This is a genomic window from Terriglobus sp. YAF25 (assembly GCF_052113305.1).
In the GTDB taxonomy this organism is placed as follows: Bacteria; Acidobacteriota; Terriglobia; order Terriglobales; family Acidobacteriaceae; genus Terriglobus.
This window is the reverse complement of record NZ_JBFRCY010000394.1, coordinates 1-13,650: the sequence shown is the minus strand read 5'-3', so window position 1 is coordinate 13,650 and position 13,650 is coordinate 1. Positions and strand designations below refer to the sequence as shown.

Annotated in this window: 14 protein-coding genes and 1 pseudogene; 7 read left to right on the top strand and 8 right to left on the bottom strand. The window is 59.7% G+C overall.

The window, feature by feature from the left end; translation table 11 throughout:
• Positions 1–127: 127 nt before the first annotated feature.
• Positions 128–472: an STAS domain-containing protein gene (locus tag AB4043_RS16435; protein ID WP_147650166.1), complete on the bottom strand. Its 345-nt coding sequence runs from the start codon at positions 470–472 to the stop codon at positions 128–130.
• Positions 473–553: 81 nt separating this feature from the next.
• On the opposite strand from AB4043_RS16435, the gene AB4043_RS16430 reads away from it, so the two are divergent.
• From AB4043_RS16430 to rimM, 6 genes are all read left to right on the top strand, one after another.
• Positions 554–2,299: a proline--tRNA ligase gene (locus AB4043_RS16430; RefSeq protein WP_442301975.1), complete on the top strand. Its 1,746-nt coding sequence runs from the start codon at positions 554–556 to the stop codon at positions 2,297–2,299.
• 10 nt (positions 2,300–2,309) lie between these two features.
• On the top strand, positions 2,310–3,194 hold the full coding sequence (locus AB4043_RS16425; protein ID WP_442307539.1) for a transglycosylase domain-containing protein: 885 nt from the start codon (positions 2,310–2,312) through the stop codon (positions 3,192–3,194).
• Positions 3,127–4,476 carry a transglycosylase domain-containing protein gene (locus AB4043_RS16420; RefSeq protein WP_442307538.1) on the top strand — a complete coding sequence of 450 codons (1,350 nt, stop codon included), beginning with the start codon at positions 3,127–3,129 and terminating at the stop codon, positions 4,474–4,476. The genes AB4043_RS16425 and AB4043_RS16420 overlap by 68 nt, the downstream gene beginning before the upstream one ends.
• Before the next feature lie 112 nt (positions 4,477–4,588).
• Positions 4,589–5,356, top strand: a complete 768-nt coding sequence (locus AB4043_RS16415; RefSeq protein WP_442301973.1) for an enoyl-ACP reductase FabI — start codon at positions 4,589–4,591, stop codon at positions 5,354–5,356.
• An 11-nt stretch (positions 5,357–5,367) separates the two neighbouring features.
• On the top strand, positions 5,368–5,877 hold the full coding sequence (locus tag AB4043_RS16410) for a DinB family protein (protein ID WP_442301972.1): 510 nt from the start codon (positions 5,368–5,370) through the stop codon (positions 5,875–5,877).
• Positions 5,874–6,422 carry a ribosome maturation factor RimM gene (gene rimM, locus AB4043_RS16405; RefSeq protein ID WP_442301971.1) on the top strand — a complete coding sequence of 183 codons (549 nt, stop codon included), beginning with the start codon at positions 5,874–5,876 and terminating at the stop codon, positions 6,420–6,422. Before AB4043_RS16410 ends, rimM begins: the two co-directional genes overlap by 4 nt.
• Before the next feature lie 125 nt (positions 6,423–6,547).
• Here the strand turns inward: rimM and AB4043_RS16400 are convergent, their stop codons facing one another.
• The 7 genes from AB4043_RS16400 to AB4043_RS16370 all read right to left on the bottom strand — a co-directional run bounded on the left by AB4043_RS16400 (position 6,548) and on the right by AB4043_RS16370 (position 13,211).
• Positions 6,548–7,474, bottom strand: coding sequence for a hypothetical protein (locus AB4043_RS16400; RefSeq protein WP_442307537.1), 927 nt, complete (start codon positions 7,472–7,474; stop codon positions 6,548–6,550).
• Between the two features lie 140 nt (positions 7,475–7,614).
• Entirely contained in the window at positions 7,615–9,009 is a 1,395-nt protein-coding gene (locus AB4043_RS16395) for an alpha/beta hydrolase family protein (protein ID WP_442301969.1), read from the bottom strand.
• A 30-nt stretch (positions 9,010–9,039) separates the two neighbouring features.
• Complete coding sequence (locus AB4043_RS16390; RefSeq protein ID WP_442307536.1) at positions 9,040–9,360, bottom strand: pectinesterase family protein; 321 nt, start codon at positions 9,358–9,360, stop codon at positions 9,040–9,042.
• Positions 9,357–9,824, bottom strand: a complete 468-nt coding sequence (locus AB4043_RS16385) for a pectinesterase family protein (RefSeq protein WP_442307535.1) — start codon at positions 9,822–9,824, stop codon at positions 9,357–9,359. The genes AB4043_RS16390 and AB4043_RS16385 overlap by 4 nt, the downstream gene beginning before the upstream one ends.
• Positions 9,825–9,877: 53 nt before the next feature.
• Entirely contained in the window at positions 9,878–10,144 is a 267-nt protein-coding gene (locus AB4043_RS16380; RefSeq protein WP_442301967.1) for a hypothetical protein, read from the bottom strand.
• A 12-nt stretch (positions 10,145–10,156) separates the two neighbouring features.
• The gene (locus AB4043_RS16375) at positions 10,157–11,884 is read right to left on the bottom strand and encodes a sodium:solute symporter family protein (protein WP_442301966.1); all 1,728 of its coding nucleotides are present in this window, start codon (positions 11,882–11,884) and stop codon (positions 10,157–10,159) included.
• 229 nt (positions 11,885–12,113) lie between these two features.
• Entirely contained in the window at positions 12,114–13,211 is a 1,098-nt protein-coding gene (locus AB4043_RS16370) for an L-rhamnose/proton symporter RhaT (RefSeq protein WP_442301965.1), read from the bottom strand.
• 174 nt (positions 13,212–13,385) lie between these two features.
• On the opposite strand from AB4043_RS16370, the pseudogene AB4043_RS16365 reads away from it, so the two are divergent.
• Positions 13,386–13,650, top strand: a pseudogene (locus AB4043_RS16365) (sugar isomerase); the annotation flags it as partial.

The window sequence follows — 13,650 nt, the reverse complement described above, 5'->3', positions numbered from 1 at the left end:
GTGTGTATCGAAGTGCTGAACCTATCGTGAATGATTCTGCATATACGTGTCTGTCATACAGCACACATAGTGCAACTTTTTGAAAAAAAAGACCGTTTTGGATCTGGAACCTTAAGCCCGAATTAAGCTACAGGGTCGACTCGGCGTCGGCTACGGTGGGGAACACCTTCAACACCGTATTCACCTTGGTGAGTTCCATCAGCGCGGCGATGCGCTGTTGCGGGGCCGCAACGGCCAGCCTTCGCCCCTGTTTCTGGGCTGCCAGATGGAAGTTCATGATGGCGCCGAGCCCGGCAGAGTCGACGTACGGTACCCCCGAGATATCCAGAACCACCAGGGGCTCCGTAGACGCCTTTGCCGCCGCCTGCAGTTTAGGCAGATCGCCAAGCGTCAGCGAACCGGAGAGACGCATGATGAGGATTCCCTCCAACGCACCAGGAGCAGTATCAATCTTCAGCGGCACAGGCGGCATGGTGCCTACCACTATACCAAGCAGGAACCGGGGGCGCCGGAACCGTTTTTCGCCGGGTTCCCTTCGATACAATCAACACTTATGCATCGTTGGTCTCAGCTCTTTATCCCCACCTTGCGCGAGGCTCCGGCCGACGCCGAGGTGGCAAGCCATAAGCTGCTTCTCCGGGCGGGGTATGTGCGCCAGTTGGGCGCCGGTATTTACAGCTACCTGCTTCTCGGCAACCGTTCGATCAACAAGATCGTCGCCATCGTCCGCGAAGAGATGGACGCTATCGGGCAGGAGTTCCTTCTGCCGGCGCTGAACCCCCGCGAGATCTGGGAGGCCAGCGGCCGCTGGTCTGTGATGGGCGAGAACATGTTCCGCCTGAAAGACCGCAAGGGCGCCGACCTCTGTCTGGGCATGACCCACGAAGAGGTCATGACCGACATCGCCCGCAAGGAGCTGCGCAGCTACAAACAGCTGCCGCAGATCTGGTACCAGATCCAGACCAAGTTCCGCGATGAGCCCCGTCCCAAGGCGGGCCTGCTGCGCGTCCGCCAGTTCATCATGAAGGACTCCTACAGCTTCGACATCGATGCTGCCGGCCTGGACGTGAGCTACGACAAGCACGACCGCGCCTACCGGAATATCTTCTCGCGCTGCGGCCTGGACTTTGTCGCCGTCGAGGCCGACTCCGGCGCAATGGGCGGCTCCGCCTCGCAGGAGTTCATGGTCTACACCGATGCCGGCGAAGACCTGATCGCAAGCTGCCCCAACTGCCACTACGCCGCCAATCTGGAGAAAGCCACCAGCGCCCTGGCGGTTGTCACTGAACTCGAAGACGGCATTGTCGAAGAGGTCTCCACGCCAACCCAGCGCACCATCGACGAAGTAGGCGCGTTCCTGAACGTTGCCCCGGTCTACCAGATGAAGACCATGGCAATGGTCGTCACTACTCCCGACGGCAAGTCGAAGACCATCGTCGCTTTCCTGCGCGGAGACCACATGCTGAACGAGGCCAAGCTCGCAACCGCTGTCGGCGGAGGTGAGCTGCGTCCCATGGTCGCTGAAGAGATTCTGGCTGCCTTCGGCGCTCCGGCCGGCTTCCTTGGTCCGATCGGCGTCAAAGCCGACTTCGTCATCCTCGATGCCGCCCTGGAAGGCCGCAAGAACTTGATCACCGGAGCCAACAAGGAAGGCTTCCATCTACGCAACGTCACGCCGGGTAAGGACTTCAAACCGACCCTGATCGCGGACGTCCGCAACATCAACGAAGGCGAGCCCTGCCCGAAGTGCGGCACATCGCTCAAGCTGGGCAAGGCAGTCGAGATCGGCCATATCTTCAAGCTCGGCTACCGCTACTCAGAGTCGATGGGTGCCAGCGTGCTCGATCGCGAAGGCAAGGAAGTCATGCCCATCATGGGCTGCTACGGCATCGGCATCGAGCGCATCCTCACCGCGGCCATCGAGCAGTCTGCCGCTAATCGTGGTATCGACTCCAGGGGCGAGATCAGCTATGCCATGCCGCCCTCCATCGCGCCGTTCGAAGTGGTGGTCACGGTGACCAACGTCGCCGACGAGACGCTTCGCGCAGCCGGTGAAACCGTGGCCCAGGCACTCGACAAGGCCGGCTTCGATACGATTCTCGATGACCGCGACGAGCGTGCCGGAGTGAAGTTCAAGGATGCCGATCTGGCCGGTATCCCCTTCCGTATCAACATCGGCAAGAAACTTGCCGAGGGGAAGGTGGAGTTTGTGAACCGCCTGACCAATGAGAGCGTAGATGTTGCTGTAGAGGAAGTTACGCAGGCACTGACGCGTGTCTGCGAATCTGCGTCTAAGTAAGAGAACACCTATGGCCGTAAAAGTGAAGATCGGCGGCAACAGCCGCACCGGCGCCCAGCATTCGCTGGGCGTTCGTATCCTTCGGGTCGCGCTGATCGCGTGCTCGGCGCTGCTGCTTCTGTTCTTCTCCGTCTTCGGCTACTACTACTTCAGGTATCAGAAGATCGTGGACGACCGGCTGAACGCCGGTCCCATGTTTACCAATACCTCGCAGATCTTCGCTGCTCCACGTGAGGTGCGTCCCGGCCAGAAGTTAAGCGCCGGCGCCATCGGGCAGGAGCTTCGCCAGGCCGGATACAACAACAACCCGCAGATGGGCACCTTCCAACTACGCGGCGATACCATCCTGATCAAGCCTGGTCCGCAGAGCTTCCACTCCACTGACGGCGCCACCATCACCACCGAGGATGGAGAAGTTCAGTCCATCACCGCGGAAAACGGTGTGGCGTTGCGCGGCTACGAGCTGGAACCGCTGCTCATCACCGGCCTCTCCGAAGATAAGAACCGTATCAAGCGCCGCCTGGTCAGCTACAAGGACATTCCGCAGCGCATGGTGCAGTCAGTCACTGCAATCGAAGACCGTCAGTTCTTCGAACACGGCGGCATCAACTATGCCCGTACTATCAAGTGCGGCGTGCAGGACGTGTTGAGCGGCCGCAAAGCCTGCGGCGGATCCACACTGACGCAGCAGCTTGCTCGCGGCTTCTTCCTTACGCCTGAAAAGCACATCAAGCGCAAGCTGATCGAGATCCTCATCAGCTTCCATGTTGGCCGGGATGATTCAGCGGCCCAACTACTTCTCGCCCTACAAGCATCCGGAACGCGCGATGGAGCGTCGCAATATCGTTCTCGATTCGATGGTGGAGACGAATGCCATCACGAAGAGCGAGGCTGAGCGCGCCAAGGCAGAGCCTATCCGCCTGGCTCCGCCGAACGTCGATGCCTCTGAGGCTCCGTACTTCGTCGACGTCGTGCATGACAACCTGGTGCAGCGCATCGGTGACCAGGAACTCTCGCACCAATCGCTGCGCATCTACACCTCGCTTGATCCGGATCTGCAGCGTGCCGCGTCAGAAGCTGTCGCTATCGGCATGCAGAACGTGGATGAGATGGTCCGCAAGCAGCATCGCGGCAATGGCCCCATCACCTGGCCGCAGGTCTCTCTCGTCGCCCTCAACCCGCACACCGGTCAGGTTCTGGCAATGGTCGGCGGACGCAACTACGGCGTCTCGCAGTTGAACCACGCCACCTCGAAGCGGCCGACAGGATCGATCTTCAAACCCTTCGTCTACGCGGCTGCCTACAACGCCAGCGTGAATGGCCAGACGATCGGCGATAAAGGCATTTTCACCGCGACGACGATGCTGGACGACGAACCCACCACGTTTACCTTCGACAACGGCCGTCAGACCTACGCGCCGCGCAACTACAAGGACGAATTCCACGGCTCTGTAACCGCCATCTATGCGCTGGCGCACTCGCTGAACAACGCCACCATCTCGCTGGGACAGATGGTGGGCTTTGAGAACGTCGCTGCGCTGGGGCGCCAGGCCGGCATTGCCGCTGCACGCGGCACACCTGCTGTCTCACTGGGAGCGTATGACGCCACGCCGCTCGACATGGCCGGCGCGTACACCATCTTTGCCAACAACGGCGTGCATCTGAACCCGTGGACACTGGCCAGCGTCCGCAATCTGAACGGCGATATCGTCGCCGACTTCGCGCCCGAAGCGCGCCAGGTGCTTGATCCACGCGTCGCCGCACTCTCCACCTCGCTGATGGAAGGCGTGATGAACTTCGGCTACGGCTATGAGACCCGCRAGCGCGGCTTCATGGCTCCGGCCGCGGGCAAGACCGGCACCAGCCACGACGCGTGGTTCGCAGGCTACACCTCGAACCTGATCTGCATTGTGTGGGTAGGCAGGAGAACCAGCAACCTCCCGCAGGCAACGAGCCGGGAGCTTCGCCGAATCCAGCCGCGGTACGTTCAGGCCCGCCACCAAATCCGGGGGCACAGCCGAATCCTGGTTCTTCACCGAATCCAGCGGTGGAAGAGCCGAAAAAGAAGAAGAACTTCTTGCAGAAGATCTTCGGCGGCGGAGGCGACAAGGAGCAGCAACAACCTACACAGCCTCAGCAGTAGCAAGGCTCAGAGTCGTACCGAAGGCTCGATATAAGGTCCGCCAACCCGGGCTGAGGCCCGCTGCTCCCACCACGATCAAGACGCAACCATCTGGCCTCATCTTGCTCCAATCCTGATACCCTTTCCAATGGAAAGGAAGGATTTGCATGATTGATCTGACCGGCAAAGTTGCCGTTATTTTCGGCCTGGCCAACAAGCGCAGCATCGCCTGGGGTATTGCCCAGAAGCTCTCTGAGGCAGGTGCGACCATCGCCCTCTGCTACCAGAATGAGCGTCTGAAGAGAGAAGCCGATGCTCTGCTGCCGGAGCTGAAAAGCGCCAAAGCCTTCCAGTGCGATCTCTCCGTCGATGCTGAGATTGAGTCAACCTTCGCCGCCTTCCAGCAGGAGTTCGGCAAGATTGACATCCTGATCCACGCCGTTGCCTACGCACCAGCCGATGAGATCAAGAACGACTTCATCTTCACCAGCCGCGAAGGCTTCCGCATTGCACACGACGTCAGCGCTTACACGCTGATCGCCGTCTCGCGTGCGGCGCTGCCGCTGATGACGGACGGCGGGGCCATCCTCACGCTGAGCTACTACGGCGCGGAGAAGGTCTTCCCCAACTACAACGTCATGGGCGTCGCCAAGGCTGCGCTGGAAGCGACCGTGCGCTACCTCGCCGCCTCGCTCGGACCGAAGAACATCCGCGTCAACGCCATCTCCGCCGGTCCCATCAAGACCCTGGCTGCGCGTGGCATCGGCGACTTCACCAAGATCCTGGACACCGTGACCGAGCGCGCCCCGCTGCATCGCAATGTCGATCAGCTCGAGGTGGGTGGCGCAGCAGTCTTCCTGTGCTCTCCTCTGGCCAGCGCCATCACCGGCGAGATCACCTACGTCGACTGCGGTTACAACATCACGGGAATGTAAGGAGACCCTTCATGCGCATTGCAGATGTTCTGCTGGCCGACTACGACACGGAGATCAGAAGCGCCCAGCGGCTCTTCGAGCGGCTCCCCTCCGTTGAGAAGGCCGACTGGAAGCCCCATGAAAGGTCCATGCTCTTCGGCAAGCTGGTGATGCACGTAGCCACCCTGCCGGGCTTTGGCGCCACGGTGCTCAGCGAGCCGGTCGTCGACCTCTCGCAGAGCAAGATACCGAGCTTTACCTTCGAAAGCCCGGCAGTGGCCTCTGCGGTACTGGCTGAAACCTCAGCAAAGACGCGCGCACTGCTCGCAAACATCTCCGACGAAGAGATGGAGACGACCTGGCAGTTGAAGTACCATGATCGCGTCCTCTTTACCGGTGGCCGCATCCTGGCCTACCGCACCATGTTCTTCAACCATTTCGTGCATCACCGGGCACAGCTTGGCGTCTATCTGCGCCTGCTGGAAGTTCCCATCCCCGGCATGTATGGTCCGTCGGCGGACGAGCAGAGCATTCTCGGATGAGCAGTTCACCTTACACCGCTATCGCTCGCCTTCTGCGTCCCCAGGGACGCAAGGGCGAGGTGTTGGCGGATCTGCTCACCGACTTTCCGGAGCGCTTTGAAACCACCAGCTCCGTGCTGCTGGAAAATGCTGCCGGCGAACCTACACCCGCCACGGTGGAAGGCCACTGGTTTCCCGTCGGCCGCAACGCCGGCCGTGTCGTGTTGAAGCTGAGCGGCATTGATTCCATCAATGATGCTGAAACCCTGCAGGGCAAGCTGGTGTTCGTTCCCGACGCAGAACGCGTGGCCCTCGCAGAAGACCGCGTGTGGATCGCAGATCTGATCGGTTGCGAGCTCTATCATCACGATCGCCCTATCGGCACCATTGTCGATGTTCACGGGAGTGAATCGCCGCACGGCGCATCGCTTCTCGTCGTGAAGAAACACGAGAGCGACGATGAGCTTCTGATCCCCTTCGTGCAGGCATATATCCAGTCGCTGAATCTCGATGCGAAACGCATCGAGATGAACCTGCCGGAAGGTTTGCTGGAGATCAATGGTTAACCAACAACGCCTCGCGGCTTGCGAGGCGTTTGTTGTTACCAGAGATACCACCGGAGAGAAATGGGACGGCTTTCACCGTCCCTGCGAAGCCTAACTAGCATGCGGCTTCGAAAAACCAATCAAGTTTAGTCACGTGATCCGAAGTTCCAGGCAAAGCCAACGGAGATAACCGGATACACCGTTGCATAGTCCTTGAGATCGTTCTGGATCTTCACACGCTGGCGCTGCAGGTCAGCCTGAGCACCGGCGTCGGTCGAAAGCTTGCCGCAGCCCTGCGGATCGCAGACCGTTCCATCCATGTCCAGGCCGAACTTCGGAGCTCCCGTGAAGACCACTCCGAYGTCGACCGGAATGCTCCAGCGGCGGCCATTGCGCGGAATCAGATTGCCGAAACCGAAGGTGACCATCGGCGCCACCGTGCGATCGTAGGCAAAGGTGGCATTTCCCTTGACCGGGTCGGTCGCCGAGTTTGTGTAGGTGCCGTCGCCCATGTCGAACCGAGCGCCTGGATCGATATGGATAAACGCCGATCCATGGTTCTTCTGGAAGGCAAGACCCGGACTGACGTGGAATCCGCCTGCCTTATAGAACGGAAAGTAGTCGACCTGCACCTGTCCGGACTTGAAGTTGAGGTCGGCGTCATAGTTCCAGCCGCCGTTCCCAAAGGTGCCGGTATACCCAAAGAAGTTTGCACCCATGCGCAGGTTAACTCGCCGGCCAAGCGGCGTAGCTACCTCCGGTCCGAACCCGAGAGAACCAAAGCGAACTGCAGTAGCGTATTGACGAAATGGACGAATCTGGAAGGCCGACCGTCCTGCAGGAGGCGGGATGATCGCCCCGGCATCCGCATCCGCCTCGTCCATGGAGCCAATAGGCTGGGACGAGCTGCTCATATCGAGCGCGGCGAGCTGCAGTGTGGGACGATTCGACCGGCTATCTACCGACCAGTCAGAAGTTGTTGATTGCAAAGGTGACGAACTCTGTGCGTGCAGGGGGAGGGATGCGACGCCGGCGGCGGCCAGCGTAAGCATTAGAATTCGGCGTTTCAGCACGTTATTCGATGTCCTAATAGAGGGAAATTTGGTCAAGACACAGTAGACCAGCTACAGTTCGCTCCTCACTCCTCGATCTCGTAAAAATCTGCTCCCGGCGCTGACGGCAGGAGTTTGATGACACACCCCAGCGTCCTCCCTCAGCGGGCGGCGTTCCGGGCCTGCATCTGCCCCGCCCACGACTCGTACAGAAGCTGCTTCTGCTCCCGCTTCCACTCCTCTTCCGGAAGCACCATCAGATCCGCTCGTGGAATTCCCGGAAACCCAGTCCCGACCGCATCGAGCCCGCCTTCGCGGTCTTCGCGGATGTAATTCTTCGAGATCTCCACATTGTTCTTCTGGATCCACGCGGAGATATGCGTCGTCCCGGCGGCACGGATTCCCGCCTCATCCCAGAAAGCAAAGTGCAACTGCCGGTTGAGCCACAGCATGCCATCCAGGTTCACCCAACTGGTGCGATGGCTGATGCCCGGATACAGCACCGTCGTAAACAGCCCCTCTTCGGTGTCCATCAGGTTTGCCGCACGCTCGCGTGTCGCCGCAAACCACGCCGGAGGATGATCGCTCATCTTCATCACCGTATCCGCATCGCCATTCATCACGTACATGGGGCCGCGCTCGGCGTTCAGCGTGTAGAGAATCGGTCCACGATCGCCCAGCACCGCCAGCGCACGATACGGAGGCGCCTGGCAGGGCAGCTTGCCGGTATCGAAGTACTCATGTGGACCGTCGAAGGTGCCGCCACCGCTCAGCAGTACCGCATGGATCCGCGTGTCGATCGCTCCGGTAATACCGCTGACAAACGCACCCATGGAGTAGCCGACTGTACCGATCCGTGCGGCATCGACTTGCGGCAGCGAACGCAGATAGCTGACCGCCTGCATCACATCCACCTGCATCAGGCCCGCAAGCCGTTGCCCCCAGTGCGGTTGATCGACGGCGGCGTCATGCGGAGATGGACTCTCACGGCTGGCACGATGCGCATTGCGCTCTCCCTCGCCGATCGGATCGTAAGTCACCGCAACCGCGCCTGCCTTTGCGAAGAGCAGGCCGCTGTAAAAGGCATACCAACTGAACTTGTCGCCGCCGTGCCCGTTCACGACCACGATGCCAGGTAGCTTCTGCCCGGGCTTCAGCAGCTTCGGATCGGGACGATAGACGATCGCCGGAACACGCATACCGTCAGCCGTCGCATAGGTCACGCGATCGGCAACGACGCCTGGCATCGGTGAGAAGCTCGACCACACCTTTGCCCCGAGCGCAGGAAGACGATCCGGAACGTAAAGCTGCCGGCGGATCTCATGCCGCCACGCAGCATTACGCGCCTCCCTCTGCGCCGGAGTGAGCGAGCTCCCCGGCTTGATGAAGTTGCCGCTGTCAAACGGAGGCTGCACCTGAAAGTACTGCTCCGGGCGAGGATCGCCGCCGCCGCCGGCAGCCACAGGAGGCACATCCACGTGGCTCTGCGCAGCCAGCACACCCGCCGCGGTCAACGCGATACTGACAAGACTTTTACGGAACAGTACGAATCGCATGGCGGCTGTCGCTCCTGATGCGGTTTTTAGTTATGGCAGCCTTGCTGCTTCGGCAACCGGATTCCAGCCATCGCTTCCCTTCAGGAAGACCGCAGGCTCAAACGGCTTTGCCTGTGCGGCAGTAAGTTGATGCGTCCATGACGGACGATGTGCCGTATCCGCTCCAGGCCCGGTGTTGCCAAACTCAGCGTAGAAGGTCTTGGCGAGGTCGGCGGCATTCGATTTCCACTCCTGCCAGCCCTGCGGATTCAACGTTGCCGGCAGCTCCGTATGCATGAAGACCCCGCGAGAGTACGCGCGCCACGGACGTCCAAGATAGAACCCTTTGCCCTCGACGTTCTCCGCCGTCACCTTTGAGTTGGTGATGACATAGCCCGTCGTTTGCTCCGCTGCCCTGTGTTGCCCGCAGTGTTCTCGAAGGTGACGTTATCGGCCTGGAAGTCGTCGCCGTTGATCTCGACCGACTCCGAAAAAAAAGTACCGCCCGTCGTCGGGCCGGTGCGCGCGGCCGTAATCACCACCTGTGACGGATCGCTGCCGGTGCCGAGAAAGGTCGTATGCGCTCGGCGACGCGAGACCCATACCCGCTCCTTGTAGGTGCCGGGGGCGATGTGCAGATACAGACGTCCGTTCGGTCCGGGGTCAGGCGCGTGATCCATCGCCATCTGGATCGTGGGGAAATCGTCGCTGCTGGAGGTGTTGCCCTTCGAATCAGGAGAGACCTTCACGTGAACATCCTGTGCCGTCAGTGCAGGAACAGACACCAGCCAGGCAGCAAGCGCCAGACTCGGCGCGGCAAACATCCGTAGACGCACGACTCATCCTCCAGTAAAACGTTTTGATTTAAAGACACGATCCTCCTCCTCCGTTATGGCCGGAAGCGGATCGTGTAGAAAGCACCAAAGAGGGTCATCCCGAGCCCCCACCAGAAGGTCGAGTGAAGCTCTGCCAGAACGACAGCCGGCGGATGCGAGAACTGGTACGCGCCGATCGGCAACAGCACCAGGCCGTAACCCAGGCAGAGAATTCCGACGAAGAACCAGATGGAGAGCGACCGACGGCCGCTCTCGGGTGCCGTTACCGACGAGGACGCCGGATGCGGATGAACATTAGGGTGAGGCGTTTGACCGGACATTGAGGCTTCCTCCTACCAGAAGATGATATTGACGATCACGAGCAAGACGGCCACAACCCCGGCCCAGAAGATTGGACGCTGCCACAGCGGAACTTCATCCTCTGCAGGAATGACCGTGGCTCCATAGACCAGCCCGTTGAGCTCCTCATCGGACTTCGCCTTGCCCATATAGCTGACCACTACGGTGATGCCAACGCAGATCAGCCAGCTCCACAACGCGCGATACAGATTCTCCGCCATCGGCTTCGCATCCGGGGAAAGCGCGATATACCGCAGCGCACCGGGATCTTTATAGACCCAGATCCACATGACGATCGAGGAGAGCGTTCCGATCAGCAGACCCCAGAAACCACCAGCGTTCGTGCTGCGCTTCCAGAGCATGCCCAGGATTACGGTTCCAAACAACGGGGCAATGAAGAAGCTGAACAGCGCCTGCACGTAGTCCATGATCGAAGCCGCATTCATCACCAGGTACGCCGTCGCAACCGACAGCAACATACCCACCACCGTGGACGCACGGCCAACCATGACGTAGTGCTTGTCGGGAGCATCCTTCTTCATGAAGGCGCCGTACAGGTCATAGGTCCACACCGTGGAGAAGGCACTGACGTTACCCGCCATGCCACTCATAAAGCCTGCAACCAGCGCAGTGATGCCAAGGCCAAGAAGTCCAGGACCGCAATAGCGCACCAGCATCAGTGGAAGAGCTTCGTTGAAGCTGTGTTGGCCGGTACGGATCGCTTCGCTCTCCGAGACCAGGTGCATCAGCGTTCCATCAGGATTACGCAGCACGGCAATCGCCAGCACGCCCGGCAGAATCACGATCAGCGGCACAGCCATCTTGAAGATGGCGCCGATGATTGGAGCCATCTTGGCCGCGCGGAGGTTATTGGCGGAGAGCACACGCTGCACCACCAAGAAGTCCGTCGTCCAGTAGCCGAAGCTGATGACGAATCCAAGACCGAAGACCAGGCCGGTCCAGTGGATACCCATCGCGTTGCCCTGGAAGCTGCCGGTGTTAGCCCACAGATGCATGTAGCTTTCGTTGCCGATCTGCGCAGCGATCTGATGCTTCAGGTTGGTCCAGCCGCCGGCCTCGATCAGGCCGAGAATCGGCACCAGCGCAGCGCCCGCCCAGATGAGCACAAACTGCAGCACTTCATTGATGATGGCCGAACGCAGACCGCCGAGCATGACATACAGGCCGACCGTAAAGGCGCCCACCCAGATGGAGAAGTTGATATCCCAGCCGAGTACGACCTTCATCACCAGCGCCATCGAGTACATGTTCACGCCGCTCATCAGCACCGTCATGACGCCGAAGGTGACCGCGCTGACCGCACGCGCGCCTTCACCGAAGCGTAGCTGCAGATAGCCCGGAACCGAGTGCGTCTTGGAGATGTAATAGAACGGCATCATCACGATGCCCAGGAAGAGCATCGCGGGAATCGCGCCGATCCAGTACCAGTGCGTCGCCAGAAGGCCGTACTGGTAGGCCGTTCCTGCCCATCCCATCAGCTCCAGCGAACCCAGATTCGCAGAAACGAAGCTGAGACCCGCAATCCAGGCCGTCATCTCACGACCCGCAAGGAAGAACTCTTCGCTGGTATTGGCTGAATCCTTCACGTAAAAGCCGATGAAGATCACCAGCACGAAGTACATCAGCAAAATCAAAATGTCGGGCCAGGACAAGGTAGCAAGCTGCCTGGCACTCAAGAGCGCGAGCGCGAGATGGGTCATAGTGGCGGTTCGGTCTGCGAATCCATCATCAACGATAGACGATTATTTTCGCAGGCCGAATTATATCAATGGGGTTTTATCTTTGGCTCCCAGAGAATACGTTTTCTCGCTAAGACGTATAAACCGCAGGGATAACCGGCTATACGCCCGTCCAACAGGACGTTGCGTTCAGCGCAACGATTTCTCAAGCTTCACCCCAACGAACAAGATCGTTGGGGTGGTCACTCGTCTAATGCGCCGACCGGTAGTTGCCGTATCCCACAATCACCGTCGAAAGAATCAGCAGCCCTACACCGCACGCAAGCACTGCCTTCGCCCGCGGGCTCGCCGACTTCCATTCCTTCAGACTCACACCCCAGATCGCCGCAAAGATGATGATCGAAGCCATATGCAACGTCCAGCTCGAAAAGTCATACTTGCCCATCTTGGTCTGGCCCATCGAGTAGAAGAAGAACTGGAAGTACCAGATGATGCCGGCTGAGGCCGCACAGAGATAGTTCTTCGCCAACTGTCCGCCGGTGAGTTTGTTGACGCCACCGGCCTGAGGATCAGAGACCGCACCCGCAAGCTGTCCTGCCGAGCGCTTCCGCAGGATCAGCCACGTTGACCATGCAAGGTTCGTCGCAAAGCCGCCCCACAGCACCACGATCAACACCGGCAGGTTCTGCCAGAGATCGAGCCGGCCCTGCGCGCGCAGCTCAACGGCGGCGATATCGCCGATCGGCTTGCCTGCCGCCAGACCAAAGGCAAAGAACGAGCTCATGATGCCGGCGAAGACCGCGACCACAATACCCTTACCAAACGAAAGATCTTTCTGCTGCTCGCTCGTCGGTGTCTCATCGGCCGTGTCACGGTCCTTGTAGTAACCGGCAAGGCCATTCACCGCGATCGCCAGCAGGCACACGCCTACACCCAGAAGAATGATCCGCCCGCCGGTCTGGCTGGCGATAACACTGAGCTGCCCTGCCAGCATGGGCGGAATCAGCGTGCCGAAGGCCGTGCAGAAACCTAGCGCAACCGCGTATCCAAGCGCGATACCGAGATAGCGCACCGCAAGTCCAAAGGTCAGGCCGCCAAAGCCCCAGGCCACGCCATAGAGAACGGCATGGACAACAGCCTCACGCGGAGAGCGAGAGAGGATCTCGCTTACATGCGGAACAAAGATCCAGGCGATGACCGAGGGAGCGATGAGCCACGCAGCGACGCCCTGAATGATCCAGTAGATCTCGAACGACCAGCGCCGGATGGCGCGAAACGGAATGAAGTTACTGGCTGACGCAAGTCCGCCAAGCCAGTGATACAGGACGCCGAGCAGAGGTCCGGGCATGCAAACTTTCCTTTAGCTGCAAAAGATAGGTACGGCTATGCTGAAAAACATCCATGAGACGGCTCAGATACCAAGAAGAGCCTTCCTTCATTAGGTGAATAGTTTCTCATGTGAATTCACACTCTGGTAGTATGTGCGTTGCAGTAATCGAAATCATTTCCAAGGACCCTGACGATGGAACGTAGCGTGTCATCTCTTCCGCAGGAGAAACAGGAGCGCGTGTGGCGCGCTCTCGATGGACTCCAGATCGAGATTCCATCGTGGGGCTTTGCCAATACCGGAACCCGCTTCGGCAAGTTCATTCAGGCGGCCGCCGCCACCAACCTGACCGAAAAGTTCGCGGACGCCTCTGAAGTCCATCGCCTGACTGGCATCACGCCCACTGTGGCACTGCATGTGCTGTGGGATCTCCCCGAAGGCGAAGGCAGCGTTGCGCAGG